We start from the raw sequence: 25874 nt of genomic DNA on the forward strand, positions 1-25874 counted from the left end.
CGTTCTTTCCGTCCGTCAGCCGCGCTGCCCGGCCATGATGACGACGCTGCCGGCATCGCGGGATTGGCCTACGGTGCGGAACAGATCGGTCGGCAGCGTCTGCCACGGCGCGATCTCGATGATCCGGTTGTTGGCGCTCTTGGCTGCCGATTTCGCCGCGCGGATGTCGTCCTGCCAGGGGCAGAGCGCGAGTTCGAGCCGGCCGAAGCCGCCGCAATCGGCGGCGAATGCGCCGGTGACGGCCTCGATGCTGGCGGCCATCTCGCGCGCGTCGCTGGTCGCGATATCGCGCATGATCACGGTGATCGCATCGTTCGAGGCCGCCTGCGACGTGACCACGATCATGGCATCGCGGCCGCCGCTGCGGCTGGCGCGCCGCGCGGGCCGCAGCGCGACGCCGAATTCGGCGTCGGGACCGAGATCGCTGTTGTCGGTCGGCAGGTTGTGAACGATCGTGGTATGGCGGGGCGTGCCGGCGTCCTCGGCCGGTGCGTGGTATGAGCGCGGCAGCCAGGCGGTGTCGAGCGCCATCTGCGACGACGTCAGGCTCCAGGCCTGGTCGAGCAGGTAGCCGTCCCACACCGCGGGATAGGCGGTCGCGATGCGGTGCCAGGTGCGCAGCAGCGCTTCGGCGGCAGGCGAGCGGCCGAGATAGAGGGTGCGCGCCGACATCTCCCACCGGTTCCATTTGTGGAGCGCGACGTCGCAAGCGAGGTGGGACGGCAGCAGCGGCGGCTCGCTGAGTGTTGCATCGGCTTCGATGAAGAGCAGCGGCTCGTCGTGCGCCTCCCACACCCGCAGCATGAAGGCGGACTTGTCGGATGCGCTTATGTGCGCGCCGTCCGCGGTGTCGATCGGCACGATCTCGCTCGCGATCTGGAATTCGGCAAGCTTCTCGCGCAGCGCGCGGGCATGATCGTCGCCCAGGGCGCGCGGATAGCAGGTGACCACGCGCAGCGGGGCCTCGGAGCTTGCGCCTGCCTCGGGCGCGATCAGACGCCAGTTGAGGCCGCCCCACCACATCTCGTGCGGGCCATCGTAGCTTGGTCCGACGGTGCCGAAGTCGGTCAGCTTGGATTTCAGGAAATCGAACGCCGGGTTCTCGCCGAACGGAATGACGACCGCGCTGTCGGCGCGAAGCGACCGGTAGAGCATCTCGGCGGCGGGGCCGCTCGGCGGCTCGACGACGATGATGACGCCGTCATCCCGCGCCGGCACCGAGCCGGCCTGGTGGATCGACACACGCCCGAGCCGCTCGGACAGCCATGCCAGCCGCCGGCGCTGCGCCGCGCTCATCCGGATGCCGTTCGCCGCCAGCAATTGGTCGAAATTCGTCTGCAAGCCGTCCGCTTGCGCCGTGTCAGCCGAAATCATGCCCGCACTACCCCTCGTTAACCTTCTACGGGCGGGGCGGCCAGATCAGGCGGACAAATCAGCTGCCGTTGGTTGGCGGCGCGCCGTTACCCGCGCGCCAGGACAGCGTGGCCGAGGGGGCTCGGTTGCCGTCACGGGTCTCGACCGCGAGGATGCGGTCATGGTCGAGGGCGGTCAGCGCGATCGTGTAGATCGCAACGTCGTCCTCGAAGCCGTCGACCGGGATCAGCAGCATGCCGTCTTCGCTGGTGGCGCGGAACTGACGGCCGGTCCGCTCGATGCCGGCATCGGTGAGCCGTTCCCCGGCGATCGCCGTCAGGTTCGGACTGGCCGCAGCTTTCGCCGCGCTTTCACCGTACTGGACGGTGATGCCGTGAAGCAGCCCGTTGCGGGCAAGTTTCGGCAACGGCAGCGCGATGGTCGCAACCGCCATGCGGCGCGACAGTGGGATCCGCAGCCGAAGATCACCGAGCCCGGTATGATAGACGGTGATCGCCTCCAGCGACGCCTGGCCGTCCCGCCCGAACAGGCCGACCTGCAAGGTCCCGCAGTGCGACTCGCCGAACACGTTGGCGGGCAGGCGATTGGCGCCGAACAGCGTGTAGAGATAGGCGTGCGACGGTGACAACGCGGCAAAGCTGCCGGCCAGCCACATCGGCGGCGCCGGCGCCGTGCAGGCGGCCACGAGGCCGCGGGCGCTGATGCTATCATTGATGAAGTCGGCATCGAGCAGCGGCGCGAGCGCCTGGGTGCCGAGATTGACGTCATGCTTGATGCCGCCGAGCAGCACCAGTTCGTCATCGTCGGGCAGCAGCAGCAGGCGCCCGAGCACCGCGGCGGCCCAACGCGCGGCGACTATCGGGTCCGCGTCGGGCTGCAATGCATAGCGCGGCGCCAGCTCGCGGGCGCGCGATGCATAGGCGATCGTCCCGGACTGCACCTCGGTCGCCAGTGCGAGCTGGGCGGCGGGGCGCTGATCGCCCTCGCGCAGCACCTCGCCGCCGCGATAGTCGCGCGCCGATCCCTCCGCCGAACAGCAGAGCTGCTCCAGCAATGCGACGTTGCGGATCAGCATGCGCTTGACGTGCGGCGTGACGATGCGATCGGAGATCAGGCCTTCCGCGCTGTCGTCATCGGCGATATCGTCGAAGGCGTCGTCAAGCGTCAGCAGATAGGCGCCGTGCAGGCGGATGCGAATGCCCTCGCGATCGAAGATGCGCCGCAGCGACTTCTGCACGCTCGCCGAATAACCGAGATCGACCAGGATCAGGTCGGTACAGTGATCGAAGTCCGGGATCCGGGCGCGCAAATAGGTGAGCAGGCGGTCGCGCACGCCGGCCGCGATATCGGTGATCTCGCGCGGGTCCATCAGATCGGGCAGGGCGTCGGCGAGTTCGCGACCGCTCGCAATGCCGTCCGGATACCGGGCAAAGAAATTCATCACCGCAGGCGGCTGCACCTTGACGATATCGACAAAGGTCGGCGCGTCGATCTTGACGACACGGCTCAGCAGCTCGATCAGCGGCTCGAGCGTATCGGCGGATCCGACCAGGCTGACACGGCGATTGATCTCGATATAGGCGCCGGTCTCGCCATGGCCGGCCTGGCTCTCGCCATGGCCTGCCTGGCTCTCGCCATGGCTGGCCTGCCAGACGCGATGCGGCAGCAGACCGTCGCGGCCGAGGAATCCGATCGCCACGCGCGCGCCCGCGCGCACCAGCGCCGCACGCCGGGCCTCGATGAAGGCGTCGAACGCCGCCATGACGGGGCCGAGCACGGTCACGCCGAGGCTGAAGGCTGGCGAATGCTCAGCGCTCCGCGCCGCCACCGCACGCCGCAGCGTACGGGCGCCGCGATCGAGTCGCGACGGCTGATCGGGACACAGCAGTTCGTACATCGCTGTTTCGCGCTGAAACTTCGAGGCCAGCGCCGCGCTGGCCTGCGGATAGTAGCGCGGGCGAATGCCGTGACGGCGCGCGCCCTTGATATCAGCGTCGTGATTGTCGCCGACATGAAACGAGCTCGCCGCATCGACGCCTTGCTCGGCGAGATAGGCCTCGAACAGCGCTTCGCTCTTGCTGCTGCCGTGATCGCAGGATGCGTAGAGGAAATCCCAGCTCAGCCCGGGACTGCAGCTGCGCAGCAGTTGCGAAAGCTGCTCGGTGCTCCAGTAGGTGTCGGAGATGAAGCCGACGCGAAAGCCGCCGCACTTCATGTCTAGATATTGCTCGAGCATTTCCGGATTGGCGCGGCACAGCTCGAGCTCGGCTTGGAATTCGATTCGCGCGAGATCCTGCAATGCGTCGCGCTTCAGGCCGAACAGCCTGAACGGAAAGTACTTATAGATATCGGCGATGCGCACTTCAGTGGAGCCGTTGCGCTCCAGCGCGAGCTTGCGCGCGCGCGCCTCAGCCTGGATTCGATGCTGAACGAAACTGACGGACATATTCGGAAATTTTTCAGCAATGCGAGAAAGCTGAAAAACCCTTTCAAATACGCCATCTGGCGCCGTGCAGGCGCGCAGCAGAAATGTATCGAAAACATCGAATGAACATGCAGAAACATTCTGCGCCCGACGCGTCGCGTCGACCGTCATGATCGTCATGCGCAAAATTCCCGCCAGTCCTCATGCGTTGAACGCGTGCATGAGACAAATCAGGCGCGTCGGTTCAAAAAAGTTGATGCGGGATTCGAAAACGCGCGCTTCGCGACTGACAGATTCAAAAAATCCGATAACGTCGAAATGGTGATTCGGAAAAAATTGCCTAGTCGCAATCGTCGAATGCAAGATGGCGACCAACGGCAATGGATCACTCGCATGCTCCGCGCATGCACGTGTTCGCGTGGCGTTAGTTGATGTGACAACAGCGTTTTCCGGCGCGACGAACTTTTCCGCGGGCATGCGAGGCGATGCTGAACGACTGCTCCATTTTCCGTAGAATTGCCGGTTGCGCCTTCGCGCGGCGGCAGCTTTTGCCGGGCGGTCGGCAAAAAGATCCAGCTAAGCGCTTGAAAAATAACGAAAAAAGTTCGCCTGGTTTGCCTGGCGCCTCCGTTCAACGCTCAGAAGCCGCATGGGATGTGTGCCAGCGGCGTTGGTTGGAGAGCGGCGGATGAGTTACGCGCTTGATGTGATGGCAGCGGTCGAGGTGGAGGCCACGACGGTCGCGGCTGCGCCGGTCGAAGCGGCGGCTCCCTGGAGCAACGTCCCCACGGTTGCCGATGCGGGCCCGCTCGACACCGTCGAGATCCAGGACGAGGACAAGGAACTGCTCGACCGCCTCGCCGCCGGCGACGAGGCGGCGTTTCGTGCTCTGGTCGAACGCCATGTCGATCGCGCCTACGCGATCGCGCTGCGCATCGTCGGTAACGCGGCCGACGCCGAAGACGTGGTGCAGGACACGATGCTCAAGGTGTGGACGCATCGCGGCCGCTGGCAGCACGGCCGTGCCAAGTTCTCGACCTGGCTCTATCGCGTCGTCAGCAACCGTTGCATCGATCTGCGCCGCAAGCCGCGCACCGAGAACGTCGATGTCGTGCCCGAGGTCGCCGACACGCAGCTCGACGCCTCGACCGTCATCGAGCGCAACGAAATCGGCAATCTTCTGGAGCTCGCGATGCAGCGCCTGCCGGAGCAGCAGCGCGTCGCGGTGATCCTCTCCTACCACGAGAACATGAGCAACGGCGAGATCGCCGACGTGATGGACACGACCGTCGCGGCGGTCGAATCGCTCTTGAAGCGCGGGCGGCAACAGCTGCGCGAGATGCTCAAGCGGCACGAGCGGGACCTGCGCGGCGCGTTTACCGACTGCTAACCATAAATTTCGGCTTCTGAAGATTTCGCGCCTGACCACCGGCGGCCGACCCGTTTGATCGGGCGGACGGGGGCTGGATCCGCGTCACCTCTCTTCTTCCCGATGCGGCATGCCATGCCCCATCATCACAGGAGCTACTCATGCCCGCAATTTCCACCAACACCGCCGCGAACTCCGCGGTCCGTTACCTCAACATCAACTCGCAGCAGGAAACCAGCGCGCTGTCGAAGCTGTCGAGCGGCTCGCGCATCACCTCGGCTTCCGACGACGCCGCCGGCCTCGCGATCTCGACCCGCATCTCTTCCGACATCACGACGCTGCAGCAGGCCGCCACCAACGCGGCGCAGGCGACCTCGATCCTGCAGACCGCCGACGGCGGCGCCTCCAACATCTCGGACATCCTGGCCCGCATGAAGTCGCTGGCTTCGGAGTCCGCGTCCGGCACCGTGGCTGACTCCAGCCGCGCCTACATCAACTCGGAATTCACGCAGCTCAAGGGCGAAATCGACTCGATCGCCAGCGGCACCCGCTACAGCAGCCAGAGCTTGCTCGACGGTTCGAGCGTGTTCTCCTCGGGCGTCTCGGTGCTGGTCGGCTCGACCTCGGCCGACACCATCACGATCACCTTGACCAGCCTGACGGCGTCCTCGCTCGGCGTCACCTCGCTCGACGTCTCGAGCCTCTCGACCGCCACCAGCGCGATGTCGGCGCTCGACAGCGCGATCGACACCGTGTCGTCCGCCCGCGCCGAGATCGGTGCCCAGGAATCGCGCTTCAACTTCAGCGCCGACTCGATCTCGACCCAGACCCAGAACCTGCAGTCCGCCAACTCGGCGATCAAGGACGTCGATATCGCCGCCGAGCAGGCGACGCTGTCCTCGGCCGAAGTGAAGACCCAGGCCGCGGTTTCGGCGGAAACGGCGGCGAACCAGATGCCGCAGTACCTGCTGAAGCTGCTCGGCTAATTCGACAGACAGATCGGGCCGGCATGATGCCGGCCCGATTCCTATTGCGGCGGAAGTGTCGACATGACGGTTAGCAGCGCCACCTCGAGCAGCACATCCAGCACGACGTCGCCCAGTTCTGCCAGCACGGTGACAACCACCGGCACGACCAATTCGACCAGTATCGATTGGGATGCCCTGATCGAAGCCGAGGTCAACGCCAAGCTCACGCAGGCGACCACGATCACGACGTCGATCACCGCCAACCAGGCCAAGATCACCGCCTACCAATCGCTGCAGACGGAATTGTCGACGCTGGCCACCGGGCTGTCGTCGCTCAGCACCTCGATCATCAATTCGATCGCGACCAACGCATTTGCCACGCGCTCGGCGACGATTTCGTCGACCGGCGACGTCAGCGCCTCCTCGGCGCTCAACTTGAGCGTCAACAGCGGCTCGGCGACCGGCGATCATACGCTCCAGATCAGCCAGCTGGCGACCGCGCAGAAAGTGATCGGCTCCACGCAGTCGAGCTCGTCGACGGCGCTGGGCCTCGCCGGCACGTTCTCGCTCGGCTTGGCCGGCGGCACCAGCACGGCGATCTCGATTACCAGCGGCATGTCGATGCAGGATGTCGTCGACACCATCAATGCGCAGACCTCGACCACCAATGTCCAGGCCTCGATCGTCCAGGTCTCGAGCGGGTCCTACGAGATGGTGCTGACCGGGACCCAGGACGCTGCCGACATCACCTATTCGTCGACGTCGGGCGACGATATCCTGAACAAGCTCGGCGTCACCGACACGTCGGGGGCCTTCACCGACGTGCTGCAGAAGTCGCAGTCCGCGCAGTTCACGCTCGATGGCATCGCGCTCACCCGCAATACCAACGATATCTCCGACGTTCTGACCGGCGTCACCTTCGACCTGCTGCAGCCGACGCCGAGCGGCACCAGCCTGAACATCAGCATCCAGACCGACACCAGCCAGATCACGAGTGCGTTGCAGACCTTCGTCACCAACTACAACGCGTTTCGCGATCAGGTGATCGCGCAGTCCGCGCAGAATTCCGACGGCACCGCCGCATCGACCGCAGTGCTGTTCGGCGACAGCACGATGCGCGATATCATGACCCAGCTCCAGCAGGTGCTGAGCGGGACCGTGAACGGCATGACGATGGCCGATCTCGGCCTGTCCTTCAACGAGAACAACGAGCTGCAGCTCGATACGGGTACGCTGTCGACGGTGCTGACGCAAAATCTGGCCGGTGTGACCAAACTGCTGTCGGCGCAGACCACCACCTCGTCCAGCCAGCTCAGCGTGGTCAATACCGGCACGTCCCCGCAATCCTTCACGCTCGACGTGACCGTGGATTCGACCGGCACGCTGAGCGGGGCCTCGGTCGGCGGCGACAGCTCCGGCTTTTCGATTGTCGGCAACTCCATTATCGGCAACGCGGGCACGATCTATGCCGGCATGGCATTCACCTATACCGGCTCGACCTCGCAATCGATCACCGTGTCGTCGACCTCCGGTCTTGCGACGCAGATCTATCAACTCGCGCAGACCAATTCCGGGACCAGCGGTCAGCTGCAAACCTTGATCACCAATTTGCAGTCGCGCGACACCGAGCTGCAATCCCAGGTCAATGACATTCAGAGCAATGCAGCGACGTTCAAGGCGCAGCTGCAGCTTCAATACGCCAACTATCAGGCCGCCATCGAAAGCGCGAACAACACGCTGGGCTACCTGAGTGCCCTCCTGAACGCATCATCGAGTAAATAATGACCCAGAATGCCACGGCCTACCTCGCCAACAATGCCTATCGATCCGCCGCGGTGGCGGTGCCGCCGTTGAAGGCGGTGGTGATGCTGTGCGATGGCGCCATCACCTTCCTGCAGAAGGCGCTGGATGCGCACGAGGCGAAGCGCTTCGAGGAAGGGCACGCCTATCTGACGCGGGCGACCGCGATCCTGCGCGGACTGAGCCACCATCTCGACGTCACCCGCGGCGGCGCGATGGCCGATCGCCTGTTCCGGACCTACAATGCCCTGATCATGGCATGCCTGCGCTCCTACGGCCGGCCGCACGCCAGGGAGAATTTCCGGCGCATCATCGCCAGCCTGACTGAGCTTCGCGACGCCTGGACATATGTCGAGGCGACCGCCGGCAAGGCGGCCAAGGCCAAGACGCTCGACAAGACGCTCGAATCGGCCGCCGGCCGCTGAGCGGGCGAATCGGCCGGCGAACCGGTTTCGCCGGGAGGGGGCAGGGCGCCAGGGCGGGCGTCCTGTTGGGGAAAAAGGCCGCCCGGTGAGCACCATGCTGGACCTGACGGACCGGCGGCGGAAATTGATTTCCGCCGTCCCGCGAATGCTTTATGACAGCCTTGGCGACGAGGCTGGATCTGCGCGCGGGATGGACGTTGCGACATTCGAAGACCTGATCGACCGGCTGGGGGAGGATCTGTCCCGCTGGCCCGATGATCAGCGTCTTGCCGCCGTCCAACTGCTGGCCTCCTCGGCCGAGGCGCGGACGCTCTATGAAGAGGCCAGCGCGGTGCGGCGGGCCCTTGCGGCACCGCCGGTTCGCGCACCCAAGGGGCTTGTCGACCGCATCACGGCCGCAGCGGCGAAACTGCCCCAACAGGCGCCTCCCGAGCCGGCTTCGGAGCCGGCTGCGCCCGAAGACCAGCCAAACGATGCGCAAGCTGCGGGCGAATCCGCGCCGCAAGGCAAGGTGCTGCCCGCGCTGTTGCTGGCGCTGTGCCTGTTGCCCGCGCTGACGCCGCCGGCATTGCTGTTCGGCGAGCCGGATCTGCCGATCAACCTTTCGCTCTAGGCTCTCTGCGTTTGCCCGATGACGACGCCGCGCGTTTCCGTGGCGGGTCGCTGGCGACCCTTTGCGAGCTCTGAGGAGCGCCTTATGGCCGTTGGCCGATCGGCAAATTCTGCCGATTAATCAAGTGATTCCACCGAGATGAATCCGCGCCTGAATTCGGCGCGTCATCCGTTTTATCTGCGAACGACTTCACGACCCCAATGTTCCAACGCGTTCCGTCGCACTGACCCGCGACGAAGAGAGCCTTGTCATGACCGTTTCCTCGGCAACCTCTGCTGCAACCTCCGCCGCCTCGAGTTCATCGTCGAGCTCATCGTCGACCGCGTCGATGGGAATGAGCTCGACCGATTTCCTCAATTTGCTGGTCAGCGAGCTGCAGAACCAGGACCCGCTGAATGCCACCAGCACGACCGACTTCATCAATCAGCTCACCTCCTACGCCAACTTCACCGAGCAGCAGTCGACCAACGCCAGCATGACGTCGCTGGCGAGCTCGTTCTCGAGCCTCGTGACGCTCAACTCGGTCAACTACATCGGTCACACCGTCGAGGCGAAGACGAATACGGCGGAGCTGACCAACGGCTCGGCGACGTTCGGCTACTCGCTGACCTCGGCCGCGTCCAACGTCGCGATCACGATCCAGGACTCCTCGGGCAACACGGTATGGAGCGGCAAGGGGACCGGAAACGCCGGCTCCAACAGCTTCACCTGGAACGGCCAGACCACGAACGGCACGCAGCTCAGCAATGGCGGCCAGTACACCATCCAGGTGACCGCGACCGACTCCGCCGGCAATTCGCTGCTCAGCTACACCACGATGACGGGAACGGTGACCGGGATCGATGCCTCCGGCTCGACGCCGTCGCTGCTCGTGAACGGCGTCTCGGTCAGCGCCGCCAACATCATCGGCGTCACGTCCTGATTGCTTCCGGAGTATTATCATGAGTCTCACTGGTGCACTTTCCTCGGCGATCTCGGCGCTCAATGCGCAGAGCCAGTCGCTGGCAATGATTTCCGACAACATCTCCAACGCCGACACCACCGGTTACAAGACCACGTCGGCGATGTTCGAGGATCTGGTGACGGCGTCGAACAGCGCCACCTCGTACACGTCCGGCGGCGTCACGGTGTCCGGCCGCGCCAATATCACCCAGCAGGGCTTGCTGGCCGCGACGACCAACGCCACCGACGTTGCGATCCAGGGCAGCGGCTTCTTTGTCACCACCAACGCGACGACCGGCGGCACGACTTCCTATACGCGCAACGGTGCGTTCACCACCGACAATCTGGGTTACCTCGTCAACAACGGCAATTACCTCGAAGGCTGGCGTACCGACGCCGACGGCAACATCATCGGCAATGCCTCTGCCGCGAGCCTTGGGCCGATCAATACCCAGGTGGCCTCCACCAGCGGCAGCGCCACCACCAAGACCACGGTCGCGGCGAACCTGCCGGCCGATGCCGCCGTCGGCGCGACCTTCAACAGCTCGATGACGGTCTACGATTCGCTGGGTACGGCGAGCACGATCCAGATCGACTGGAAGAAGACCGCCGACAATACCTGGCAGGCCAGCTTCGAGCAGCCCAAGCTCGCGTCGGACTCCACCACGGCAAGTGCCAACGCGATCACTGATACGGTGGATATCACCTTCAATGCCGACGGCTCGCTCGCCTCGACAAACCCGAGCCCGCCGACCATCTCGATCACCGGATGGAAGGACGGCGCAGCCGACAGCTCCACCGCCAACGGTACCGCCATCACGCTCAATCTCGGTACGGCCGGCAAGACCGATGGCCTCACACAGTATTCGTCGGGCCAGACCACGCCAGCCGTCGATCTCACCAGCATCACCTCGGACGGTCTGCCGTACGGCAAGCTGAGCAGCATCGCGATCGGAAAGGGCGGCGTGGTCGACGCCACCTACTCCAACGGTCAGACCATCGCGATCTACAAGATTGCGGTTGCGACCTTCAGCGACCCTAACGGATTGAGCGCGGCCAGCGACGGCATGTATTCCGCGACGGCGGCCTCCGGCAACGCCACGCTGCAGACCTCGGGCAGCAACGGCGCCGGGACGATCTACGGCAGCGAGCTGGAATCGAGCACCACCGACACCAGCGGCCAGTTCTCCAACATGATCTCGGCGCAGCAGGCCTATTCGGCGGCGTCGCAGGTGATCACCACCGTCGACAAGATGTTCGATACGCTGATCTCCGCGGTGTCGCGATGATGACCGACAACAACAATGACCGCCTGCTGGTCAGGCTTCGGCGGCTGAAGGCGAAGGCCGCTGCGGTCCAGCCGAACGACCGGGCGCAGCTCATCGCTTTGCTCGACGATATCGGAACATTGCGCGACTTGCTGATGCGCGAATGCGCGCGGCTCGACCAGGAATTCAACCGGGCCACCGCCCGGATAACCGCGATCGCCGCATACGGGCGCAGCGCACAATCGGTTCGCGACCTGCGCCGCGGACACTAGCTTGAACGGGAGTGATGACATGACACCGGAACGCAACATCAAGATCAATCCCGCGGGCAATGACGAACGCGCCAGGTCGTTGATCGCATTGATCGACAATCTGATCGCGATCGTGAACGAGGAGAACGTCGAGCTCGCCAAGGGCCTGCCGGCCTCGCGGCTGAAGCAGGTCGATGAGAAGAACCGCCTCGCCATCCTGTTCGAGCAGTGCGTGGCCGAGGCGGTCGGCAAGGCCGCCAATCTCAACGTCCAGGACCGCGCGCTGCGCGAGCAGCTGATGGACCGGATCCTGAAGCTTAGGGTCGCAATGGACGAGAACGTGATGCGGCTGCGCGCGGCGATCGATGCCAGCAACCGCCGGATCGAGGCGATCATGCAGGCGATCCGCGAGCAGATCGCCAACGTATCGCCTTATGGGGCCGGCGGCCGTCGCGTTACGCCCGCGATGTCCTATGGCACCAACGTGCGGGCCTGATCGGGCCAGCGCCGGAGGGAGTAGGCCGTGTCGTCGCTCGATATCGCACGAAGCATCGCATTCAGCGGGCTGTCAGCCACGCAGGTGCAGATCAGCATAGCCTCGGCCAACATCTCCAATGCCGACACCAAGGGCTATACCGAGAAGACCGCAAACCAGAGCAGCAGCGTTACCGCTGGTGTCGGCACCGGCGTCACGATCACGGGGATTACCAGCTCGGTCGACAAGCTGCTGCTGAAGTCTCTGGTCAGCGCCGATTCCGATCTCGGTGCCGCCGACACCAACAACAACTATCTGACCGAGCTTCAGCAGCTCTATGGCTCGACCTCGAGCTCGGACAGCTCGACGACAGGCACCTCGCTGGCGAACACGATCGCGGCTTTCGAGTCGGCGTTGTCGTCGCTGGCGAGCACGCCGAGCAGCGCGTCGTTGCAGGCGAACGCCGTCAGTGCGCTGAACGCGGTCACCGACCAGCTGCAGCAGACCTCGAGCGGGATCCAGAAGCTGCGCTCCAACGCCGACCAGGACATCGCGTCGTCGGTCACCGACATCAATTCCGATCTGCAGCAGATCTCGGACCTCAACAAGCAGATCAAGCAGGAAGCCGCCGCAGGCCAGCCGACCGCCGATCTCGAGGACCAGCGCAACAGCGCGTTGCAGGACCTCGCATCGCAAATGAACGTGAGCTACTTCACCAACTCGAGCGGCGACGTGCAGGTCTATACCGGCTCGGGACAGGCCCTGGTCGACAGCACGGCGCATCCATTGAGCTACACGCCGGCGTCCAGTGTCACGGCGGCGACGACCTACGCCGCGGGATCGGCGACGAGCGGCTTCAGCGCGATCACCGTCAACGGGGTCGACATCACCTCGCAGATCACGTCCGGCAAGGTCAGTGCACTGATCACGTTGCGCGACCAGACGCTGCCGGCCGCGCAGTCGCAGCTCGACGAGCTCGCTCAGCAGCTGACCGCGACCGTCAACGCCGTCTCCAACCAGGGCACATCGTTGCCGCCGCCGGCGACCTTGACCGGAACCGCGACCGTGAGCAATTCGACGCCGTTGTCGGCGACTGGCACGGTGCGGATTGCGGTTACGGACAAGAGCGGCAATCTGGTGTCCTACAAGGATCTCGATCTCGCGTCCGATACCACGGTCAGCGCGCTCGTCAACGATATCAACAGCAAGGTGCCCGGCGTCACGGCTTCGCTCGATGCCAACGGACATTTGACGATCTCGGCGAACGGCTCCGGTTACGGCGTCGCCATCAACGAGATGACGAGCTCGGTCGGCAGTCCAGCCGAGGGATTTTCGGACTATTTCGGGCTCAACGACCTGATCACCGGGACCAGCGCCTCCGATATCGCGGTGCGCAGCGACATCCTCAACGGCACGTCGGCGCTGCCGACCGCGACGCTCGGTGCGTCATCGACGCTGACGACCGGAAACTCGGTGCTGTCGCCCGGCTCGGCGACGGTGATCAACGCGCTCTCGAGCGCCCTGACGGGATCGACCAATTTCGCGATGGCGGGCGGGCTCGGCGCCACCACCGGCTCGTTCACCGACTATGCGGCTGCGATCGTCGCCAACGTCGCCGGCAAGGCGACCCAGGCGTCGTCGACCTACACGGCCAAGCAGACGGCGCAGTCGACCTATGCGAATTCGCTGTCGTCGCAATCCGGCGTCAACATCGACCAGGAAAGCGCCAATCTAAGTGCCTTGCAGAACAAATACGCCGCCGCGTCCCAGATCATCACGGCCATCAACGCCATGTTCTCGGCGCTGATGACCGCGATGACCGCAAGCTGAGTGTGAGACCGTCGTCATGTTGATGCGTGTTGCCACCTTCGCGCAGTCGGACCAGATGATCACGAGCGCGCTGCGGCTGCAGGCGGCGATGGCCAACGAGCAGGTGCAGGAATCTTCCGGGATGCAATCGGAGGATTTCGGCGGCTACGGATCCGGCGCCGGGCGCGTGATCAATCTGCAGGTCTCGGTGACGCGCGCCCAGTCCTATATCGACGCCGCCAATCTCGCCGACAACAAGGTGCAGGCGATGTATTCGGCGGTCGGCTCGGTGACCGACATCATCACCCAGCTGCGCACCCAGCTCAGCGCGGCCACCACCGGGAGCAGCACGGCGACGGCATCGGTGATCAACTATGCCCAGCAGGCCATGGCGCAGATGCAGGGACTGCTCAACACCCAGTATGACGGCGAATACGTCTTCAGCGGAGCCCGCACCGACACCGCCCCGGTGGACATGTCGACCTTCGGCACCGGCACCGGCTCGCTGACGACATCGGACACCAGCTACTACAAGGGCGACAGCGAGATCGCGACCGTGCGCGTCTCCGACAGCCAGTCGGTGTCCTATGGCGTCACCGCGGATAATCCGGCGTTCGAGCAGGTCATGCGGCTGTTGAAATATGTCGGCAACAGCTCGAGCCTGTCGTCGAGCGATATCTCGCAGGCGCTCGACCTCGCCAGCACCGCGCTGGATGCGACGTCGACGGTGCAGGCCAAGCTCTCGACCGCGGCGTCGCAGATCGAGACCGGCAGCACCGACCAGAGCGACTACCAGAACTTCGCCAAGACCCTGTCGACGGACCTCACCAGCGTCGACGTCGCCGCGGTGACGGCGCAGCTGTCGACCTATCAGGCCCAGCTGACGGCGTCCTATTCGGCGATCTCCAAGATCCAGAGCATGAACCTGGCGAGCTACCTGCGGTAGTCGCCGGCATCACCGGTTCAGGATCTTCAGCCAGACATCGCCGAGGACGATCGGCTCGCGCGGCGCGAGCCAGGTGAGGCCGGCGGCCTTGCCGAGCTCGGCGATGGCGCCCTTGGCTTGCAGATCGGCGAGCGCCTTGTTGACGGCCTCCAGCAGCGCCTTGTCGGTGTCGAGCGCGACGTAACCGCGGTTGGCGCCGATCGGATAGTAATAGCCGGAGGCGGCGATCTTGGTGTCCGGATGCTCGGCGCGGTAGGCGTCGAAGCGGCGCAGGTCGAGCAGCGTGGCGTCGTATTCGCCGCGCTCGAGTTCGCCCAGCAGGTCGCTGCGGCCGGGAACCAGGTGGGTGATGTCCTCGATCAGCCTGCCCTTGTCGAACGTCATCAGGATGGCATCGCCGAGCGTGCCGCTTTCGATCGTCAGGCGAAGGCCGGCGAGGTCGCCGATATCGGTGATCTTGCGCTGTTTCGCTTTCGGCCCGAGCACGACGGTCATCGGCGAATAGATGTAGGGCTGGCTCGGCACCAGCACCCCGATCGGAATCCGCCGGCGGCGATCGTCGCGCGTCGCGCCGTCGAAGTCCGGCAGCTTGGCGGTCGTGACGCCGGGCACCTTCAGCGAGTCGGTGGTGAGGGCGTAGCCGCCGACCAGCGCGCAGCGGCCGTCCGACAGCAGCGCGTTGGCTTCGAGCGCCGGGCTCGAATCCTCGTCGAGCTTGCTCTCGAACCACTGGATCTTGAGCGGCCGCCCGAGCCGCTCGGCAACCGCTTGCGCGAGCGCGACGTCGAAGCCGGCATCCGGCTTGCCGCGATGATGCGCCGATAGCGGCGGCAGATCCTCGTCGAGGCACACCTTGAGCGGCGCGTCGCCGGCATGTGCCGCCGCCGTCATCGCAAGCAGCAGGGCTGCCGCTGTGCCCGCGAGGATTGCTCTCATTGCGGCCTCCGGGTCACCAGGAAGGCCCAGACGTCGGCGATCTCCTGCTCGCTCAGGATGTCGAGCCAGGGCGGCATCTTGCCGTTCTTGCCTTGCTTCACGGTGGTCACGAAGCGCGTCTTGTCGTCGGGAAATGCGCGCAAATCCGGCGTGATGGTTCCGGAATTGACCATGTTGGGTCCATGGCAATGCGAGCAATTCTTGGCGTAGATGACCTTGCCCTGGTCGGCCTGACCCTCAAGGTCGATTGCACTGGGTTGCTGTGCGGCCGCCGGGATCAATATGATCAAGGTCGCCGCGACGGCGGCGAAGATCGCCGCCGTCAACAGGGATACGCGTTCAGTCACGTGTGCTCCGCGCTCAGTTCTTGACCGCGAAAACCCACAGCGAGCCGCCGGGTGGCACCTTGGCAAGCCGCTCGTCGCCGGAGAACAGCGAATAGACGCCGCCATAGCCCGAGGTGACGGCGACATACTGCACGCCGTCCTGCTGCCAGGTGATGGGTTGTCCTTCGATGCCCGAGCCGGTCTGGAATTGCCAGAGCTTCTTGCCGGTGTCGGCGTCGAACGCCTCGAATTCGCCGGTCAGCTGACCGGAGAACACCACGCCGCCGGCCGTGGAGAGCACGCCGGAGAAGCGCGGAATGTCGCTCGGCGCTTCCCACTTCGCTTTGCCGGTCATCGGATCGATCGCCTTGAGATGGCCGCGCGGTCCGGTGCCCCATTCCCAGGGATCGGTGAGGTCCATGCCGAGATACCATTCGCCCTGCTTGAACGTCACCGGCTCGGCCTTGTAGTGGCCGCCGAAGGCGAGCGTGTTGGCATAGGCGAGGCCGGTCTGCGGATTGAACGACATCGGCTCCCAGTTCTTGCCGCCGAGGATCGATGGGTAGACCGTGACCTTCTTGCCGTCACGCGCATCCTTGGAGACGTCGGTCTCGATCGGGCGGCCGGTCTTCATGTCGATGCCGGTGGCCCAGTTGACGTTCACATAGGGATTGGCCGCGAGCAGCTTGCCGTTGGTGCGATCGAGCACGTAGAAGAAGCCATTGCGGTTGGCATCCATCAGCACCTTGGTCGGCTTGCCCTCGACGTTCATGTCGGCGAGGACCATCTCGGCCACCGAGTCATAGTCGAACGGATTGTTCGGCGAGAACTGGTAGTGCCACTTGATCTTGCCGGTCTTCGGGTCGAGTGCGAGCACCGAGCAGGTGTAGAGGTTGTCGCCGGGACGCACCGCCGAGTTGAACGGGCCCGGATTGCCGATGCCCCAATACACCGTGTTCAGTTCGGCATCATAGGAGCCGGTGATCCAGGTCGAGCCGCCGCCCAGCTTCCAGGTGTCGCCCTTCCAGGTGTCGCCACCGGGCTCGTCCGGGGTCGGGATCGAGTAGGTCCGCCAGAGTTGCTTGCCGGTGGCCGGATCCCAGCCGTCGATGAAGCCGCGGGTGCCGAATTCGGCGCCCGAGATGCCGGTGATCACGACGCCGTCGGCGACCAAGGGCGCCACCGTCATCGAGTAGCCTTCCTTGATGTCGGCGGCCTTCTGGCGCCACAGCTCCTTGCCGGTCTTGGCATCGAGCGCGATCACATTGGCGTCGAGGGTGGTGCGGAACACCTTGCCGTCATACAGCGCGGCGCCGCGATTGATGATGCCGCAGCAGACGATCCGCGGTGTCTCGGCGGGATACTCGACCTTGGTCTTCCAGATCTGCTTGCCGGTCTTGGCGTCGACCGCAATCGTCGCGTTGTGCGTCGTGACGTAAAGGACGCCCTGGTAGACGAGCGGCTGCGATTCCTCGCTGCGGTCGTCGTTCAAACTGTAATTCCAGACCGGCACCAGATTCTTGACGGTGTCCTTGTTGATCTGGTTCAGCGTCGAAAAGCGCTGAAGATTGTAACCCATTCCATAATTGAGAACGTTCGAAGTATCGGTCGCCCCTTTGACCAACTGCTCGTTGGTCTGGGCGCTTGCACCATACGATGCAAGAATCACGAGGCTTGCGGCCAGCGCAATGCGTCTCATCCTATCCTCCCAATGAACCTTTTTCTGCACGCCTATTCCTGACGTTGCGGGCGGAACCATCCGCCTGAAACCAAAACGGGTCAATACGAAAACGTGAACGAACCCCAGCCAAGCTCGGGAGGCTGGTTGAGCTCGTCAGGTTTTTCGCAAATGCGTCCGTGGCTTACCGTCGTGTGGAATACTCAACACCAGGCGGGACCGTCGCTATGTCGCAGTGCGAAGCGTTCGATCAGCTTGACGGCGCATGCGGACACGCACTCGGCCGCGGCTTGGTGCCGCGCTTGTCCGGCGGCACATTGCAGTTGTCGATGCGCTGCTCGTCGGTCCATTTGCGCCCGAGCCGCTCCTTGCCGGTGAGGGTGCGATGCTGGACCGCATCCATTGTCGGGGCGGGGGCCGCGTTCTGCGCGGACACCGGCGCGATCAGGATCAGTGCGACGAGTGAGCCCAATGTGGTCCTGTCAATCTCGCTCATGGGTCGCCTCGCTGATCCCCGGTGCAATGCAATCTGCCGAATGCCAGACATGATCCGTGAGACAATCGCTTTCCACCCGAAACCCGACACGGTCTGCCGCCTCCTTGACGGGTAGGCAGCTTCGTCGGAACTGCTATGGTGGGTTCGACGCAGGGCAGGCTCCGTTTCTTGTCTTGACGGGAGTTTCGGCAGGAGCGGCTCTCAAAGGAGACCTATGATGATTTCGCGCCGATCGCTTGCTTTGAGTTTGGCCATGGCCGCCCTCGCGGGTCCCGCTTTGGCGGCATCCGGCAGTCGCAACGCGCTGAAGATGCTCGACCCCGACAATGACGGCACGGTCGATCTTGCCGAAGCGAAGAAGGCTGCCGCCGATTTGTTCGCGAAGCTCGATCCCGATCATGACGGCACGCTCGACGTGCGCGAGTTGCACGGACGGCTCACCGCGAAAGAACTCAAGATGGCTGATCCGGATCACGACGGCACCTTGACGCTCGACGAATACCTCGCGGTGGTCGAGCAGCGCTTCAAGGCCGCCGATCCCGACAGTGACGGAACGCTGGACGCGAAAGAGCTGAAGTCGCGGGCCGGCCGGGCCCTGCTGCGTCTGCTTAAATAGCCGCGTTGCCGGCGAGTCCGGCTGGGCGGATCCCGGATATCGATGCTGGATTCCGCGCATAACAAAAAAAGTTGCGATTTCGCTCTTGGGCAAGACCGGCGCGGCGCAATCGGGTTTGCTTATCGATGCGCCGCTGCCCGGCAGCCGGAAAATGCCTGACAGATCAGTGTCGGGATTTCCCGGCCGTCTCAAGGCCGGGCAGGCGTCAGCGAGCCGTCGTCCGTGTCGGCATGTCCAGCAGCGAAGTCGGGTTCCGACCAGCCCAGCTTGCGCCCTGGAAAAGCCAGTCTTAGTTTGCCGCGCGGCGCGAGGCTTGCGCCAACTTTACCTTGGGAGAAGGAAATGGCCTGGAAAACACCGAAGATCGTCGAAGTGCCGGTGGGCATGGAAATCAACATGTACGCCTGCGCAGCGCGCAAGTAACATCACCTGACGACCTGCCGCGGCTTCGATGGCATACGCCGTCGAGGCCGTGGCAGTGTCGGCGGGTCTTTCGATCCCCGGGCGCCTGTCGAACAGACCGCGCCGGCGCGCAAAGCTGGTCTGAACCGGCTTCGGCGATCCCGCCAACAAGAAATCGCTCAACCGTCATTGCCCGATCGCGCTGCCAATGCCTGGTCCGCGCGGTTCGCTGCTTGTGTAGCGAAACCGGGTCCAGCTCGTCACGCGCCTTGCACGTGTTCAGGCGCGGCTCTTGAAGCGCGCATATCGAAGCGCGAGGGTCGGCAGCACCAGCAGACTAAGCGCCATCGAGGTCATCAGGCCCCCCAGGATCACGATCGCCATCGGGCCCTCGATCTCGCGTCCCGGTTCTCCCGCGCCGATCGCCAGCGGCAGCAATCCGAGGCCGGTCACGAGCGACGTCATCAGGATCGGGACGAGCCGATCGGCTGCGCCCTCGATCACGGTATCCAGTCCCCACACACGACCGTCGACCAGCACGAGGTGCTCATAGTGCGAGATCATGAGGATCGAGTTGCGCAGCGTGATTCCGAACAGCGTGACGAAGCCGACCATCGATCCCAGTGAAAGCAGGCCGCCGGTCAGCGCCAATGCGAACACGCCGCCGACAAAGGCGAACGGCAGGTTGATCAGGACCAGCAACAAATTTCGCCAATGGCCGGTCACCATCGCGAGCAGAACGACGATGCCTGTCCCGGCCAGCAAGGAGTTGACGATGAGATCGTGCCGCGACCGGGCCTGAGCCTCGGCCGCCCCGGCAAATTCCACACGGGCGCCGGGCGGCAGCGTGACCTCGCGAGCCAGCTTGCGTTTGGCGGCGGCCACGAAGGATTCGAGATCGCGTCCGCTGACGTTGGCCGTCACGGTCTGAACGCGCTGCGCATTGAGATGCTGGATCTGATAGCGGCCCGACGTCTCGTAGACGTCGGCGATCTGCTTCAGCTGAATGTAGGCGCCGCTCGGCGTGCGCACCGGCAGGTCACCGATCTGGGTGAGCCGGGCGCGGTCGTACGCGTCGAGGATCACGATGACATTGAAGACGGCATTGCCTTCGTAGCCCTGGCCGACGACGTCGCCCTGATAGGCGGTCCGAATCAGTTCGAGCACTTCGACCGCATCGAGCCCCCAGCGTTGCAGGTCGGTCGGGCGCAGCGTCACATTGACCTGCGGCATACCCGATGGGGTTCGTTGCTGGACGTCGGCGGCACCGCCGACTTCATCCAGTTCTCGCGCGGCGTCGCGTGCCGCGCGCTCGAGCGCATCGAGATCGGGTCCGTAGATGTTGACCACCACCGCCGCGCTGAAGCCGGAGACGGTCTCCTCGACGCGTTCCGTCAGGTAGGTCTTGCTCGAGAAGGAAACCCCGGGGAAGTCGGCAAGCGCGGTTCTGATGCGCGCTTCTGCCGCGGATTGTGCCTTGCCCGAGAGCCCCGGCTCCAGGTCGACCTCGAACTCGCTGGAATGCGGACCGACCGTGTCGATGCCGGCTTCGGCCCGGCCGGCATGCTGCGCCACCCGGCGTACACCCGGGATTTTCAGCAGCGTATCCGTCATCAGCTTGCCGATGCGAAGCGATTCGTCGAGCGAGGTGCCGGGAATCGCGGAGACGTGCAGGATCAGATGGCCTTCCCGCAGATCCGGCAGGAACGTCCCGCCGAAGAAAGGCAGCATCGCCGCGCCGGCGATCGTCAAAGCGGCGGCTGACGTCATCACCAGCTTCGGGTAACGGCCGATACGGCGCAGCAAGGCCTGGTAGTAGCGACGAGACCACCGCACCGCAGGCGGTTCATGCAGGCGCCGTTCGCCGGTCTTCCCGACGAGGAGCAGCATGGAGAGCGCCGGCGTCACCGTAAGCGCGACCGCGAGCGAGGCGAGCACGGCGAAGATGTAGGCGATGCCCAGCGGGCCGAACAGGCGGCCGGCAATGCCGGGGAGCGTCAGGATCGGGAGGAAGACCAGCAGCACCGCAAATGTCGCATAGGCAACGGCGGTACGCACTTCGAGGAAGGCGTCGAGCACGACGCGAACCTCGGATCTCGGCACCGTTGCCCGGCGGTTTTCACGCAAGCGGCGCACGACATTCTCGACGCCGATCACGGCGTCATCGACGACTTCGCCGATCGCGATTGCAAGGCCGCCCAGCGTCATGGTGTTGAGCGTTTCACCCATCCATTGCAGCGCGAGCACGGCCGCGATCAACGACAGGGGGATGGCCGTGCAGCTGATGATCGAGGTGCGCCAGTCGAACAGAAATAGAAAGAGAACGACGACCACGAGCACGCCGCCGATCAACAGGGCGTTGAGCACGTTCTCGGTCGCCGCGTCGATGAAATTGGCAGGGCGGAAGATGTCCGCCTGGAGTCGAACTCCGTCGGCTTCAAGGCCCGGTCGCAGCTCTTGCAGCGCGGCTTCGGTGCGCGTGGTGACCTCTCGTGTATTGGCGCCGTATTGCTGGCTCACCATGAGCATGATGCCCGGCACGCCGTCGATCAGGGCGGCCCCGATCGGCGGCTCGGGCGCGGTCACGACGGTCGCAACGTCGCCGAGAACCACGCTAGCACCGCCTTCGTGCAGAAGCACGGTGCGGGCCAGCTGCTCGGGCGTCAGAGACTGGCCCTGGGTTTGCAGCGTGATGCGCTGATTGGCGGTATCGATGAAGCCGGCGCCCCGCACGCCGGTGGCCTTGCGCGCAGCGGCCAGTACATCATTCAGGCCGACCTTGAACCGGATCAGGTCGTCGGGGCGGACCTGCACTTGCAGAGACCTGACATCCTTGCCGTAGGTGGCGACCTGGGCGACGCCCGGTACGGCCAGAAGCCGTCTTGATACGGTCCAGTCCGCAATGGTGCGCAGATCCATCAGCGAGCGCTTGTCGGACGTCAGGCCGATGACCAGCACCGTGCCGGCCAGCGGGGTCAAGGGCGTCATCGACGGCGGCTGCACGCCCTGCGGGAGCCGCGCGGCCACCACGGCAAGGCGCTCCGTCACCAATTGCCGCGCCCGGTAGATATCGCTACCCGGCTGGAAGACGACCGTCACCACCGAGAGGCCCTGGATCGACGACGAGCGCAGGCTTTCGACGCCGGCCAGGCCGTTGATCGACGTTTCGATCGGTTGGGTGACCAGAAGCTCGACATGCTCCGGGCTGAGGCCGGGGGCTTCGGTCTGGATCGTAACCTGAGGCGGAGCGAATTCGGGGAAGACGCCGTATTTGGCTTCGCCGAGCGCGAACAGGCCATAGCCCAGCAGCGCCAACGACAACGCGAGCACGATGCCGCGGAAGCGGATGGCGAACGCGACAAGAGCGGCTTGCGGGCCTGACCTGCTGGCGCCGATGCCGTCAGTCATTGTCATCGCCGCCCCGAAGCTGGCTCTTGGCCTCCTCGGACAGCAAGACCTGCGCGCCCCGCATCACGATTTCGGATCCCGACGGGATGTCCCGGACGACGTAGTCATCATCCGAGACCGGCTGATCGGTGCTGATCGGAAGCCGCCGGAAGCTGTCGGAGCTCACGCGCAGGTAAACCCAGGATCGGCCCTGCCATCGCACGATCGCGGTATCTTCGATGAACACGCCCTCATACGTGTTGCCGGATGGCACATAGACTGTCGTGTTCATGCCGGGCAACAGGCCGCTGTCGCCCGGCGCCGAGAAGAAATAACTCAGTCCCTGAACGCGGGGGTCGGTGCGTGTTGCCGGCGAGACGTACTGAAGATCGATATTCGCATTTCGTGTCGGCGCCTGCGCCAGAGCCGTTCCAGGAGTCCCGGTGACGCTCACGCCGGGCGGCAGCGTCACCTGGACCAGAAACTGATCGCGTTCGATCAGCCTGACAACGGCGGGCGAGCGCTCGACGATGCCGCGGCCGATCACCGGCCCCCATTCCTGCTGCGCCGTCGCCGCCAGCGTCCGGAGCTGCGATTCCGCGGCGGCAAGCGCGGCCTTGTCGGTCCGCAACGTTCCCTCCGCAGTTTCGGCTTCCTTTCTCGGCAGCGCGGCGGAGTCGACCAGGTTCTTGGTCCGGTCGAACGCGCTCTTCGCGACTTCGAGCTTGGCCTGCGCGGTCTGGAGCTGCGCCTGTGCGTTGGCGTAGCTGTTGGTGAGCTCGGTGATGCGGGAGATGTCCAGCACGGCGCCGTATGCGTGGAATTGCTCGGGATGCGGAGCGGCTTCCAGAACCGCGGTTTCGAGTCCGATCTGTCCCTGCTGGCTGGGCGTCAGCTTGACCACGGCCTGGTCGCTGTTTGCGGTGCGGGAGGGCTCGGTACGGCCCGAATCCGATTTATCCGGTTGGGGCTCCGCAGCAGCACGCCGGACTTGACCCGTGAGAGGCCAAGCGCCTGCGGCGAGCGCCAGCAAGCACACAGCGATCGCGGCGCCACGCCAGAAGGTTTCCGTAAGAGCCATCAGCCTGTTAGCAGTTGTGAGGAACCAGCTTATTGACGAAATGAACTGGCGGCAAGGCGCCGGTCTTACGGCTGCCGGCTCGGACCAGGTCGACGTTCTAGCGGGGCCGTGACCGCCTGGTTCCGCTCGATCTCGCACGGCGTTGAAACTTCCGGCTGCTGCGGGCGTAGCGCTTATGTTATCTTTTGACGACGCCCGCGAGGTTTCATGCATGAACCCGATTGATCTGATTGTCACTGTATGTGCCGTGCTGTCGCCCGCCACCTGCGAGGAGCAGCATCTGGTGTTCAACTGGAGCGGCTCGCTGCAGCAATGCGCCATGGCCGCGCCGCCGTACATCGCGCAATGGGTCGGCGAACATCCGAAATGGACTGCGGTGCGATGGCGCTGCGAATATCCGCACACCAATGATCGTGCGAGCACGGGCGGCGAACCGCCGGCCGGTTAGCTCCTTATTTGTTGCAATCCCTGAGATCCTTGTCGGAGACCGAAAACACGGCGTCCGCCTTGATCTCGATGTCGCGGGCGACGCACTGCTTGCCGCCGCTGTAGCCGACCCTGGCATCGTAGCGGCCAGGCTCCACGCCGGTAATGCGCAGGCGCTCGTCGTGGTCGACTTCCTTGTCCTTGTCGTTCAGCGTCTGGTTGGGGCCCCACTCATTCTTGCCGGCCGGCGACAGCTCGAAGCTCGAGATCGTCGCGCTGGTCAGATTCCACAACCGAATGCCCTTGCCCTTGCTTTGGGCGAGCACGGTTGCCGGCAGCACCAGCAACGCAACACCAACAGCGATCAACGCGCGCGACATCCGATCTCTCCCTACCGCTTTCGTCCAAGGATGACGGCGTCTCACATATTTGCAAGGTCCAACTGTGAGAGCTGCCGCTTGATTTCGCCGATCTCGGCCTCGCCGCGCACAGCGCGCGGCGCGGCGATGGTTTCGACGTGAAGGATCCGCGCCGGCCGCGGCGATAGGAAGAACAGGCGGTCGCCGAGGCGGACGGCATCGTCGAGATCGTGGGTGACCAGCAGCGTCATCATCTTCCGGCTGGCCACCAGCGTGGCGATCTGGTCGCGCAGCCGCCCCGCCAGCGCATTGTCGAGCGAGGCCAGCGGCTCGTCGAGGATCAGGAAATCCGGTTCGATGGCGAAGGCGCGCGCCAGCGCGACGCGGCGCGCGAGGCCGAGCGACAACTCGCCGGGAAAGTGGTTGCTGTGCGCGCCCAGTTCGAGCACTTCGAACAGCGCGGATAGCGTGTCGGCATCGACATCAGGTGCAGCGAGCCGCACGTTCTCCTCGACGGTGCGCCAGGGCAATAGCCTCGGCTCCTGGAACACCATGCCAAGGCGCATGCCGGGCGAGCGCGTGACGTGGCCCTGGTAGTTGCCATCGAGTCCGGCGAAAATCCGGAGCAGGGTGCTCTTGCCGCAGCCGGATGGGCCGAACAGCACGCCAACCTCGCCGGCGTTCAAGGTGAAGGTGATGGTGTCGAGCACGTCGTGCCGCTTGCCGGCTGCGCTCGCAAAACTCTTGCCTGAAATATTGACCTCAAGCTGCACGGAGCCGCCACCGGGTTAGCCTGGTTTCAAACGGCTGCACCATCAGGGTCTCGATGATGAGCACGACGCCGGCAAAGCTCAGCGAATAGGCGAGCAGCAGGGGAATGTCGAACAGCTGGAAGGCGACACCGATCTCGAAGCCGACGCCGTTGGGGCGGCCGAGATATTCGGCGACCAGCACGATCTTCCAGACCAGCGAGAGCCCGGAGCGCGCCGCCGCCGCGATATAGGGTGCAAGCTGCGGCAGGACCACATGCCGGAAGGCGCGGCCGCGCGGAATGGCGAAGGCGGTCGCCATCTCGTCGAGCGCGGGATCGAGCGCGCGGGCGCCCTCGCGGAGCGTGACGACGGCGGTCGGCAGCTTGTTGATGGCGATCGCCGCGATCGCCGCGACCTCGGTCAAGCCGGCCCAGATATAGGCCAGCACGATGACGACGAGCGCCGGCAAATTGAGCAGAAGGATCAGCCAGGGATCGCCGAGGCGATTGGCGAGCGAGACGCGGCCCATCAGATAGCCGATCGCCGAGCCGAGTGCCATTGCAAGCGTGAAGGCCAGCGCGACACGGGCGAGCGTTGCGCCGAGATTGACGAACAACGCCCCCGATCGTGCCTCGGCTGCGAGCACCGACAGCACCGCCGGTGGGGCCGGCAGCTTGGCATCGCCGATCACGAGCGAGGCAATCCACCAGGTCGCGATGAACAGTGCGAAGGACAATAGACGCAGCACCG

25 protein-coding genes are annotated in these 25874 nt (G+C 64.7%); 14 read left to right on the plus strand and 11 right to left on the minus strand.

Annotation, left to right across the window (positions count from 1 at the left end):
- Nucleotides 1-15: 15 nt before the first annotated feature.
- Together ACVINW_RS23570 and ACVINW_RS23575 are read right to left on the minus strand one after the other, a co-directional pair.
- Nucleotides 16-1374 carry a hypothetical protein gene (locus ACVINW_RS23570; protein ID WP_456753499.1) on the minus strand — a complete coding sequence of 453 codons (1359 nt, stop codon included), beginning with the start codon at nucleotides 1372-1374 and terminating at the stop codon, nucleotides 16-18.
- A gap of 58 nt (nucleotides 1375-1432) precedes the next feature.
- The gene (locus ACVINW_RS23575; RefSeq protein WP_456753500.1) at nucleotides 1433-3820 is read right to left on the minus strand and encodes a hypothetical protein; all 2388 of its coding nucleotides are present in this window, start codon (nucleotides 3818-3820) and stop codon (nucleotides 1433-1435) included.
- A gap of 667 nt (nucleotides 3821-4487) precedes the next feature.
- Between ACVINW_RS23575 and ACVINW_RS23580 the strand changes: the two genes are divergently transcribed.
- The 11 genes from ACVINW_RS23580 (at nucleotide 4488) to ACVINW_RS23630 (ending at nucleotide 14665) form a co-directional block, all read left to right on the plus strand.
- Nucleotides 4488-5189 (plus strand): RNA polymerase sigma factor, encoded by a 702-nt coding sequence (locus tag ACVINW_RS23580; protein WP_456753501.1) that lies wholly within the window; start codon nucleotides 4488-4490, stop codon nucleotides 5187-5189.
- Between the two features lie 140 nt (nucleotides 5190-5329).
- Nucleotides 5330-6154, plus strand: coding sequence for a flagellin (locus tag ACVINW_RS23585; RefSeq protein ID WP_212016051.1), 825 nt, complete (start codon nucleotides 5330-5332; stop codon nucleotides 6152-6154).
- A gap of 63 nt (nucleotides 6155-6217) precedes the next feature.
- Nucleotides 6218-7918, plus strand: a complete 1701-nt coding sequence (gene fliD, locus ACVINW_RS23590) for a flagellar filament capping protein FliD (protein WP_456753502.1) — start codon at nucleotides 6218-6220, stop codon at nucleotides 7916-7918.
- Nucleotides 7918-8361, plus strand: coding sequence for a flagellar export chaperone FliS (locus ACVINW_RS23595; RefSeq protein WP_456753503.1), 444 nt, complete (start codon nucleotides 7918-7920; stop codon nucleotides 8359-8361). The genes fliD and ACVINW_RS23595 overlap by 1 nt, the downstream gene beginning before the upstream one ends.
- Nucleotides 8362-8455: 94 nt before the next feature.
- On the plus strand, nucleotides 8456-8974 hold the full coding sequence (locus ACVINW_RS23600) for a hypothetical protein (RefSeq protein ID WP_456753504.1): 519 nt from the start codon (nucleotides 8456-8458) through the stop codon (nucleotides 8972-8974).
- A gap of 250 nt (nucleotides 8975-9224) precedes the next feature.
- Entirely contained in the window at nucleotides 9225-9896 is a 672-nt protein-coding gene (locus ACVINW_RS23605) for a flagellar hook assembly protein FlgD (RefSeq protein ID WP_456753505.1), read from the plus strand.
- 19 nt (nucleotides 9897-9915) lie between these two features.
- The gene (flgE, locus tag ACVINW_RS23610; protein ID WP_456753506.1) at nucleotides 9916-11205 is read left to right on the plus strand and encodes a flagellar hook protein FlgE; all 1290 of its coding nucleotides are present in this window, start codon (nucleotides 9916-9918) and stop codon (nucleotides 11203-11205) included.
- Nucleotides 11205-11456 carry a hypothetical protein gene (locus tag ACVINW_RS23615; protein ID WP_456753507.1) on the plus strand — a complete coding sequence of 84 codons (252 nt, stop codon included), beginning with the start codon at nucleotides 11205-11207 and terminating at the stop codon, nucleotides 11454-11456. Before flgE ends, ACVINW_RS23615 begins: the two co-directional genes overlap by 1 nt.
- Nucleotides 11457-11475: 19 nt before the next feature.
- The gene (locus tag ACVINW_RS23620) at nucleotides 11476-11931 is read left to right on the plus strand and encodes a flagellar protein FlgN (protein WP_456753508.1); all 456 of its coding nucleotides are present in this window, start codon (nucleotides 11476-11478) and stop codon (nucleotides 11929-11931) included.
- A 27-nt stretch (nucleotides 11932-11958) separates the two neighbouring features.
- Nucleotides 11959-13740 (plus strand): flagellar hook-associated protein FlgK, encoded by a 1782-nt coding sequence (gene flgK, locus ACVINW_RS23625; RefSeq protein WP_456753509.1) that lies wholly within the window; start codon nucleotides 11959-11961, stop codon nucleotides 13738-13740.
- 16 nt (nucleotides 13741-13756) lie between these two features.
- Nucleotides 13757-14665 carry a flagellin gene (locus ACVINW_RS23630; protein WP_456753510.1) on the plus strand — a complete coding sequence of 303 codons (909 nt, stop codon included), beginning with the start codon at nucleotides 13757-13759 and terminating at the stop codon, nucleotides 14663-14665.
- A gap of 9 nt (nucleotides 14666-14674) precedes the next feature.
- On the opposite strand, the gene ACVINW_RS23635 is transcribed toward ACVINW_RS23630, so the two are convergent.
- From ACVINW_RS23635 to ACVINW_RS23650, 4 genes are all read right to left on the minus strand, one after another.
- Entirely contained in the window at nucleotides 14675-15601 is a 927-nt protein-coding gene (locus tag ACVINW_RS23635) for a substrate-binding periplasmic protein (protein ID WP_456753511.1), read from the minus strand.
- Nucleotides 15598-15948, minus strand: a complete 351-nt coding sequence (locus tag ACVINW_RS23640; RefSeq protein WP_456753512.1) for a c-type cytochrome — start codon at nucleotides 15946-15948, stop codon at nucleotides 15598-15600. The genes ACVINW_RS23635 and ACVINW_RS23640 overlap by 4 nt, the downstream gene beginning before the upstream one ends.
- Nucleotides 15949-15961: 13 nt before the next feature.
- Nucleotides 15962-17626, minus strand: a complete 1665-nt coding sequence (locus ACVINW_RS23645; protein WP_456753513.1) for a methanol/ethanol family PQQ-dependent dehydrogenase — start codon at nucleotides 17624-17626, stop codon at nucleotides 15962-15964.
- A 229-nt stretch (nucleotides 17627-17855) separates the two neighbouring features.
- Nucleotides 17856-18101, minus strand: coding sequence for a hypothetical protein (locus ACVINW_RS23650; RefSeq protein WP_456753514.1), 246 nt, complete (start codon nucleotides 18099-18101; stop codon nucleotides 17856-17858).
- 217 nt (nucleotides 18102-18318) lie between these two features.
- Between ACVINW_RS23650 and ACVINW_RS23655 the strand changes: the two genes are divergently transcribed.
- Together ACVINW_RS23655 and pqqA are read left to right on the plus strand one after the other, a co-directional pair.
- A complete protein-coding gene (locus ACVINW_RS23655) occupies nucleotides 18319-18717 on the plus strand; it encodes a calcium-binding protein (protein WP_456756480.1) in 399 nt (132 codons plus the stop codon).
- 342 nt (nucleotides 18718-19059) lie between these two features.
- Nucleotides 19060-19140, plus strand: coding sequence for a pyrroloquinoline quinone precursor peptide PqqA (gene pqqA, locus ACVINW_RS23660; RefSeq protein ID WP_009031067.1), 81 nt, complete (start codon nucleotides 19060-19062; stop codon nucleotides 19138-19140).
- 258 nt (nucleotides 19141-19398) lie between these two features.
- Here the strand turns inward: pqqA and ACVINW_RS23665 are convergent, their stop codons facing one another.
- Together ACVINW_RS23665 and ACVINW_RS23670 are read right to left on the minus strand one after the other, a co-directional pair.
- Nucleotides 19399-22527 (minus strand): efflux RND transporter permease subunit, encoded by a 3129-nt coding sequence (locus ACVINW_RS23665; RefSeq protein ID WP_456753515.1) that lies wholly within the window; start codon nucleotides 22525-22527, stop codon nucleotides 19399-19401.
- Nucleotides 22520-23587 carry an efflux RND transporter periplasmic adaptor subunit gene (locus ACVINW_RS23670; protein WP_456753516.1) on the minus strand — a complete coding sequence of 356 codons (1068 nt, stop codon included), beginning with the start codon at nucleotides 23585-23587 and terminating at the stop codon, nucleotides 22520-22522. Before ACVINW_RS23670 ends, ACVINW_RS23665 begins: the two co-directional genes overlap by 8 nt.
- A gap of 211 nt (nucleotides 23588-23798) precedes the next feature.
- On the opposite strand from ACVINW_RS23670, the gene ACVINW_RS23675 reads away from it, so the two are divergent.
- Nucleotides 23799-24035, plus strand: a complete 237-nt coding sequence (locus ACVINW_RS23675; RefSeq protein ID WP_456753517.1) for a hypothetical protein — start codon at nucleotides 23799-23801, stop codon at nucleotides 24033-24035.
- 4 nt (nucleotides 24036-24039) lie between these two features.
- Here ACVINW_RS23675 and ACVINW_RS23680 read toward each other — a convergent pair whose 3' ends face one another.
- From ACVINW_RS23680 to ACVINW_RS23690, 3 genes are read right to left on the minus strand one after another with little or no spacing between them, the layout of a single operon-like run.
- Nucleotides 24040-24393, minus strand: a complete 354-nt coding sequence (locus ACVINW_RS23680; RefSeq protein ID WP_456753518.1) for a hypothetical protein — start codon at nucleotides 24391-24393, stop codon at nucleotides 24040-24042.
- A 41-nt stretch (nucleotides 24394-24434) separates the two neighbouring features.
- Nucleotides 24435-25145, minus strand: coding sequence for an ABC transporter ATP-binding protein (locus ACVINW_RS23685; protein ID WP_456753519.1), 711 nt, complete (start codon nucleotides 25143-25145; stop codon nucleotides 24435-24437).
- Nucleotides 25135-25872 (minus strand): ABC transporter permease, encoded by a 738-nt coding sequence (locus tag ACVINW_RS23690; protein ID WP_456753520.1) that lies wholly within the window; start codon nucleotides 25870-25872, stop codon nucleotides 25135-25137. The genes ACVINW_RS23685 and ACVINW_RS23690 overlap by 11 nt, the downstream gene beginning before the upstream one ends.
- Nucleotides 25873-25874: the final 2 nt, after the last annotated feature.

The organism is Bradyrhizobium sp. USDA 4461 (assembly GCF_054055655.1).

Bases quoted from the DNA above. Each gene is read 5' to 3' on its own strand.
- ACVINW_RS23650 (WP_456753514.1), bottom strand. From the start codon at position 18,101: ATGAGCGAGATTGACAGGACCACATTGGGCTCACTCGTCGCACTGATC.
- ACVINW_RS23620 (WP_456753508.1), top strand. From the start codon at position 11,476: ATGACACCGGAACGCAACATCAAGATCAATCCCGCGGGCAATGACGAA.
- ACVINW_RS23655 (WP_456756480.1), top strand. From the start codon at position 18,319: ATGATTTCGCGCCGATCGCTTGCTTTGAGTTTGGCCATGGCCGCCCTC.
- pqqA (WP_009031067.1), top strand. From the start codon at position 19,060: ATGGCCTGGAAAACACCGAAGATCGTCGAAGTGCCGGTGGGCATGGAA.
- ACVINW_RS23630 (WP_456753510.1), top strand. From the start codon at position 13,757: ATGTTGATGCGTGTTGCCACCTTCGCGCAGTCGGACCAGATGATCACG.
- ACVINW_RS23645 (WP_456753513.1), bottom strand. From the start codon at position 17,626: ATGAGACGCATTGCGCTGGCCGCAAGCCTCGTGATTCTTGCATCGTAT.
- ACVINW_RS23675 (WP_456753517.1), top strand. From the start codon at position 23,799: ATGAACCCGATTGATCTGATTGTCACTGTATGTGCCGTGCTGTCGCCC.
- fliD (WP_456753502.1), top strand. From the start codon at position 6,218: ATGACGGTTAGCAGCGCCACCTCGAGCAGCACATCCAGCACGACGTCG.
- ACVINW_RS23680 (WP_456753518.1), bottom strand. From the start codon at position 24,393: ATGTCGCGCGCGTTGATCGCTGTTGGTGTTGCGTTGCTGGTGCTGCCG.
- ACVINW_RS23585 (WP_212016051.1), top strand. From the start codon at position 5,330: ATGCCCGCAATTTCCACCAACACCGCCGCGAACTCCGCGGTCCGTTAC.
- ACVINW_RS23670 (WP_456753516.1), bottom strand. From the start codon at position 23,587: ATGGCTCTTACGGAAACCTTCTGGCGTGGCGCCGCGATCGCTGTGTGC.
- flgE (WP_456753506.1), top strand. From the start codon at position 9,916: ATGAGTCTCACTGGTGCACTTTCCTCGGCGATCTCGGCGCTCAATGCG.
- ACVINW_RS23605 (WP_456753505.1), top strand. From the start codon at position 9,225: ATGACCGTTTCCTCGGCAACCTCTGCTGCAACCTCCGCCGCCTCGAGT.
- ACVINW_RS23595 (WP_456753503.1), top strand. From the start codon at position 7,918: ATGACCCAGAATGCCACGGCCTACCTCGCCAACAATGCCTATCGATCC.
- ACVINW_RS23570 (WP_456753499.1), bottom strand. From the start codon at position 1,374: ATGATTTCGGCTGACACGGCGCAAGCGGACGGCTTGCAGACGAATTTC.
- ACVINW_RS23615 (WP_456753507.1), top strand. From the start codon at position 11,205: ATGACCGACAACAACAATGACCGCCTGCTGGTCAGGCTTCGGCGGCTG.
- ACVINW_RS23635 (WP_456753511.1), bottom strand. From the start codon at position 15,601: ATGAGAGCAATCCTCGCGGGCACAGCGGCAGCCCTGCTGCTTGCGATG.
- ACVINW_RS23580 (WP_456753501.1), top strand. From the start codon at position 4,488: ATGAGTTACGCGCTTGATGTGATGGCAGCGGTCGAGGTGGAGGCCACG.
- ACVINW_RS23665 (WP_456753515.1), bottom strand. From the start codon at position 22,527: ATGACTGACGGCATCGGCGCCAGCAGGTCAGGCCCGCAAGCCGCTCTT.
- ACVINW_RS23600 (WP_456753504.1), top strand. From the start codon at position 8,456: ATGCTGGACCTGACGGACCGGCGGCGGAAATTGATTTCCGCCGTCCCG.
- ACVINW_RS23575 (WP_456753500.1), bottom strand. From the start codon at position 3,820: ATGTCCGTCAGTTTCGTTCAGCATCGAATCCAGGCTGAGGCGCGCGCG.